Origin of the sequence: Amycolatopsis rhizosphaerae (assembly GCF_007713715.1) — a bacterium.
GTDB classification, from domain to species: Bacteria; Actinomycetota; Actinomycetes; order Mycobacteriales; family Pseudonocardiaceae; genus Amycolatopsis_E; species Amycolatopsis_E rhizosphaerae.
In genome coordinates this window covers 1-5,428 of sequence record NZ_VJWX01000474.1, presented here as the reverse complement: position 1 = coordinate 5,428, position 5,428 = coordinate 1, and the positions used below count along the sequence as shown (strand labels likewise).

Genomic DNA, 5,428 nt, shown 5'->3' with positions numbered 1-5,428 from the left:
CCCAATCCCCACGCCACCGCCGAGCAGGTCAAGGCCGCCTTCGACGACCCGAAGCTGGCCAACGTGCTCTACCACGACTGGGAGGCGGGCACCTACGACGAGAAGTGGTCCATCTCCTACGACGAGCGCTGCATCTCCTACGCCACCGGTGTGTTCAACGCGGTCGCGGGCGAGGCGGGCCAGCCCTATCCGACGGCGATGGAACTGGGCAGCGGCACCGGTTTCTTCCTGCTGAACCTGATGCAGGGCGGGGTGATCAAGAAGGGTTCGGTCACCGACCTTTCGCCGGGCATGGTGCAGGTGGCGCTGCGCAACGCGGAGAAGCTGGGCCTTGACGTCGACGGCCGGGTCGCCGACGCCGAGCGCATCCCGTACCCGGACAACAGCTTCGACCTGGTGGTCGGGCACGCGGTGCTGCACCACATCCCGGACGTGCAGGCGGCGTTCCGGGAGGTGCTGCGGGTGCTCAAGCCCGGCGGACGGTTCGTGTTCGCGGGCGAACCCACCAAGATCGGTGACTTCTACGCCCGCAAGCTCGGCCAGTTCACCTGGTGGCTGACCACCAACGTGACGAAGTTCGGGCCGCTCAACGGGTGGCGCCGTCCCCAGGAGGAGCTGGACGAGTCCTCCCGCGCCGCCGCGCTGGAGGCCGTGGTCGACATCCACACCTTCGACCCCGGCGATCTGGAGCGGATGGCGGCGGGCGCGGGCGCGGTCGGCGTCAGGGCCGCCACCGAGGAGTTCGCCGCGGCGCTGGCGGGCTGGCCGATCCGGACCTTCGAGGCGGCCGTGCCGCAGGAGAAGCTGACCGTGCGCTGGCGCCTGTTCGCCTACCACCTGTGGCTGCGACTGTCCGCTTTGGACAAAAAGGTGCTGTCGAAGGTGCTGCCGCGGGAGCTCTTCTACAACGTGATGATCACCGGCCGCAAGCCGGACGCCCCGGCCGGGCCGTAGTTGGCGTACGCGTTCTCCCACGCCGACGTCGGGTTCCTGTGCTCGGCGGAGGGCGAACGGGCGCTGGCCGAATGCGCCGGACTGCCGCTGACCGACCGCAGCCGCATCGCCGACGTCGCGGCCGCCCGCCGGATCGCCGGCGAGCGGTTCGCGGCGGCGGTGCTGGAAACGGTGCTGCTGCGGCGGAAGGCGGGGTCCAAACTGGACGACGGGCGGAACTGGCTGTACACCGCCGATGCCCTCCAGCAGGCCAGCGCGACGGCGGTGGCCCGGCACCGGGCCGCCCGGCTGGCCGGCCGGGACGTGCACGACGTGACCTGTTCGATCGGCGCGGACACCGCGGAACTGGCCAAGGTGGCCCGGCGCTGCCTCGGGTCCGATCTGGACGACGTCCGGCTGGCCATGGCGCGGCACAACTGCCCGGGAGTGGCGCTGGCCCGCGCGGACGCGCTGCGTCCGGTCAGCCGCGGCACGGTGATCGTCGCCGACCCCGCGCGCCGGGACTCGGCGGGCAGGCGGACCTGGCGGCCGGAGGATTTCGTGCCACCGCTGGACGAGCTCGCCCGCGTCTACGCGGGGCGCGATCTGGCGGTGAAATGCGCCCCCGGACTGGATTTCGCCGTCGCGCCCTGGGCGGCGGAGGTGGAGCTCGTGTCGCTGGACGGGCAGGTGCGGGAGGCGTGCCTGTACTCGCCGGGCCTGGCCACGGCCACCCGCCGGGCGACGGTGCTCGGCGGCGACGGTACGGAATGGACGATCACCGACGCCGATCCCGGTGGGATCGGCGCGGCCGAGCCGGGGGAGTGGATCGTCGACCCGGACGGCGCCGTGGTGCGTGCCGGGCTGGTCAAGCAGTACGGCGCCCGGCACGGCCTGTGGCAGTTGGACGAACGCATCGCCTATCTGACGGGCCCCGAGCCGCCGCCCGGCGTGCGGGCCTTCCGCGTGCTGGAACACGGGCCGTACCAGGAGAAGGCGTTGCGGGCGCTGGTGAAACGGCGGGAGATCGGGCGGTTGGAGATCCTCGTGCGCGGCCTCGACGTGGATCCGGACGCCCTGCGCCGCCGGCTCAAGCCGCGCGGCCCGGTGGAGGCCACGCTGGTGCTCACCCGGATCGGGCGCGCCCCGGTGGCCTTCGTCTGCGAAGCCGCCCGCATTCCCGGCCGCTGACCGCCACACGGGCGCCTCAGCGCAGTTCGGTGGCGAACAGCTCACGGGTTCGCCGCCACGCGTCGTCGGCCGGACCCTCCCGGTAGGTGTCCCGGACGTGGCAGAAGAACCCGTGTGGCGTGTCCGGGTAGACCACCACCTCGTGGCGCACCCCGGCTTCGGCCAGGCGCGACCCGATCTCGCGGTGGTGCTCGGCGGGCACCGCGTGGTCGGCGTCCCCGACGAGGTAGAGCACCCGGCCGGTGATGTCCCCGGTCAACGTCACGGTCGGTTCCGGACGGCCGAGTGGAATGTCGGTGGTGGTCAGCCAGCCGCCGTAGAACACCGCCACCGCGGCCAGATCGAGCCGGGTGGCGGCGAAGTAGGCCAGATGCCCGCCGAAGCTGAGCCCGATCATCCCGGCCTTTCCCGTGGCGCCGTGGTCGGTCAGCGCCTTCCGTGCGGCCTCGAGATCAGCCAGCGCACCCTCGCGCGTGACCGTTTCGAGCAGGGTGAACCCACGTTGCCGCCCCTCTTCCGTGCTGTCCAGTTCGGTACCGGGAGCGGCCCGGTGGTAGAAGTCCGGCGCGATGGCGACGTACCCCTCGGCCGCCACCCGGTCGGCGACGTCGCGCACGTAGGAGGTCAGCCCGAACAACTCGAAGCCGACGAGCACGCCGGGATGGTCGCCCGGCTCGGCCGGGCGCGCGAGGTAGGCGCCCATGGTGGGCGAGGCGGCGTCCGCCACCGCGATCTCGATCTTTTCGCGAACGATCTCTGTCACGCCTCCACAGCTACCCCCGCGAACCCCGCCACGACCAATAGATTCCTCGGCTATCTTCGATCAGCGCGCCGATGGCGGGCGGCAAACTGGGCGAGAAGGACGGATGCGGCACGTGGAACTGTCCGTTATGCGCACCTTCCTCGCGGTGGTCCGATGTGGATCGTTCACCGCGGCGGCGCAGACGCTCGGCCTGTCCCAGCCGACCGTGACCGCCCACGTCCGGGCGATGGAGGCGGACCTGGGGCAGCAGCTGTTCGAACGCGGGCCGAGAGGGGTGGTCGCGACCTCGGTGGCCGAGGAACTCGCGCGCGAGATGGCCGAGCATGTCGACGCTCTCGCCGCGATTTCCCGCCGGGGCCGGGAGCCTCTGGCCACGCCCGTGCACCTGGCCGGTCCCGCCGAGCTGACCAGCCTCCGCGTGGTGCCCGCACTGGCCGGGCTGAGCCGCCGGGGCCTGAGGTTGCGGGTGGGTTTCGGGCTGGCCGACGACCTGCTGGCCGGGCTCGCCGCGGGCCGGTTCGACCTGGTGGTGTCCACCGTCCGGCCGAGGCTGCGCGGCGTTTCCGCCACCCCGCTGGCCGACGAGGAGTTCGTACTGGTCGGGGCGCCTTCCTGGGCCGAGAACCTCGACCTCTCCGTCGATCCGGTCACGGCACTGGCGAACGTGCCGCTGGTGGCGTACGCGGAGGAACTGCCGATCATCCGGCGCTACTGGCGCTCGGTGCTGGGGGTGCCGCCGCCCGGCCGGGCCGCCGCCGTGGTGCCGGACCTGCGGGGCGTGCTCGCCGCGACGGCGGCCGGGATCGGGATCACGGTGCTGCCCCGGTACCTGTGCGCGCGGGCACTGGCCGAGGGCGAACTCGTCGCGCTGCTGGAGCCCGAGGTGCCGCCGATCAACACGATCTTCCTCGCCGCCCGCACCGGCACCACGGGCCTGCCGCACCTCGCGGCCGTCCGGTCGGTCCTGCTGGAGGCCGCCCGGACCTGGTGACCCCCGGGTCAGCCGATTTTTCGGCTGGAGGCGACACCGTCGGTGTTGATCAGGTACTGACCGCCTTGGTTGATCATGCCGAGGTCGTGGGTTTCCAGGTACCGCGTGCCGCTGACGGTGTACTCGAAGGTGATTTCGACGGTGTTCGCGCCGACCTCGCGGGCCGGCACGGTCACCTTCAGTTCGCTGACGGTGCTCCACCAGCTCAGGTACACGGCCTTGGTCTTCTTCTGGAGCTCCGGTCCGATCATGGTCCAGCCCAGCTCCGGGTTTCCGGGCATGATCGAGTAGTAGGTGGCCACGGTCTGGACCGCCGAGGAGCCGCCACCACCCGCCGGACCGGTGGCCGAAGAGCTGCTGCTCGCCTGCGACGAGGACGGTGGCTGCGAGGACGGTGACGACGGTTTGGGGCTCGGGTTGTCGGTCGCCGTCGGGCCGGGCTGCGCGGCGGAAGAGGCCGTCGCGGAGGTGCTGACGCCGTTCGCCGCGTTGTCGTTCACCTTGCCGCCCCAGGGCTTCAGCACCAGGACGGTCGTCACCACGGCCGCGACGAGCAGCACGACGGCGATCCCGGCGTAGAGCAGGACCGGTCTGCGCCGCTGACGGGCGGTACGTGAGATCTCTTCGAGTTCGGCGGCCACTTCGGCCATGGTGGGCCGCTCCGCCGGATCGAGCCGCATCATCCGGTTCAGCGGTTCGGTGAGCGGCCCCGCCTTCTGCGGCGGGTTGAACCGCCCGGCCGCCGCCGCGTACAGCATGGCCATCTGGTTTTCGGTTTCGCCGTAGGGAAACCGGCCCTCGACGATGGTGTAGAGCGTGGCGCCGAGGGAGAACACGTCGGAGGCCGGACTCGGCTTCTCGCCTCGCGCGGCCTCCGGGGACAGGTAGGCGGGGGTGCCGGCGAAACTGCCGCTGCCGGTGAGGGTGCCGTCGTCCGTGGCCTTGGAAATGCCGAAGTCGGTGATCTTGGCGGTGCCGTCGTCGCCGAGCAGGATGTTGCCGGGCTTGACGTCACGGTGCACGATGCCCGCGTCGTGCGCGGCCGCCAGTGCGTGCGCGGCCTGCGCGCCGATCCGCGCCACCTCGGCGGGCGGCAGCGCACCCCGGTCGGTCTGCACCTCCGACAGGCTCCGCGAGGGCAGGTACTCCATGATCAGCACGGGGAGGCCGTCGTCGTCGGCCACGTCGAACACGGTGATGGCGTGCCGGTGCTGCAGGCGCGCGGCGATCCGCGCCTCCCGTGACGAGCGCTTACGCGCGTGCTCGGCGTCCTCCTTGCTGAGATTGGGTGAAAGGAGAAGCTGTTTCACGGCAACGGTCCGGTCCAGCAACTCGTCCTTCGCCAGCCACACCACGCCCATCGCGCCCCCGCCGATCCGGCGCTGGAGTCGATAGCGGCCGGCGATCAGGCGTCCTTTGTCGTCTTTTTCCGTCCCGGTCACCCGGCTAGGCTACGGTGTCCCCGTCGGGCCCTTACGACGCTCCCGGTGATCTCTGCCGAACGGTTGAGCGGGACGGCCGTGGGGCCGCCCCGAGTGACAGCCCGCAAG

5 protein-coding genes are annotated in these 5,428 nt (G+C 71.6%); 3 read left to right on the top strand and 2 right to left on the bottom strand.

Annotated elements, in window-relative coordinates:
- Together FNH05_RS30940 and FNH05_RS30935 are read left to right on the top strand one after the other, a co-directional pair.
- A partial coding sequence (locus FNH05_RS30940; RefSeq protein ID WP_144592394.1) for a class I SAM-dependent methyltransferase occupies positions 1 to 954 on the top strand: 954 nt, incomplete at its 5' end.
- A complete protein-coding gene (locus FNH05_RS30935) occupies positions 955 to 2,124 on the top strand; it encodes a class I SAM-dependent methyltransferase (RefSeq protein WP_144592393.1) in 1,170 nt (389 codons plus the stop codon). It begins immediately after the preceding gene.
- Positions 2,125 to 2,140: 16 nt separating this feature from the next.
- Here FNH05_RS30935 and FNH05_RS30930 read toward each other — a convergent pair whose 3' ends face one another.
- Positions 2,141 to 2,887, bottom strand: a complete 747-nt coding sequence (locus tag FNH05_RS30930; RefSeq protein ID WP_222426757.1) for a dienelactone hydrolase family protein — start codon at positions 2,885 to 2,887, stop codon at positions 2,141 to 2,143.
- 103 nt (positions 2,888 to 2,990) lie between these two features.
- On the opposite strand from FNH05_RS30930, the gene FNH05_RS30925 reads away from it, so the two are divergent.
- Positions 2,991 to 3,878, top strand: a complete 888-nt coding sequence (locus FNH05_RS30925; protein WP_222426756.1) for a LysR family transcriptional regulator — start codon at positions 2,991 to 2,993, stop codon at positions 3,876 to 3,878.
- Between the two features lie 8 nt (positions 3,879 to 3,886).
- Here the strand turns inward: FNH05_RS30925 and FNH05_RS30920 are convergent, their stop codons facing one another.
- Entirely contained in the window at positions 3,887 to 5,320 is a 1,434-nt protein-coding gene (locus tag FNH05_RS30920) for a serine/threonine-protein kinase (RefSeq protein WP_144592392.1), read from the bottom strand.
- Positions 5,321 to 5,428: the final 108 nt, after the last annotated feature.

Coding starts and splice junctions, on each gene's coding strand:
- FNH05_RS30925 (WP_222426756.1), top strand. CDS start 2,991: ATGCGGCACGTGGAACTGTCCGTTATGCGCACCTTCCTCGCGGTGGTC.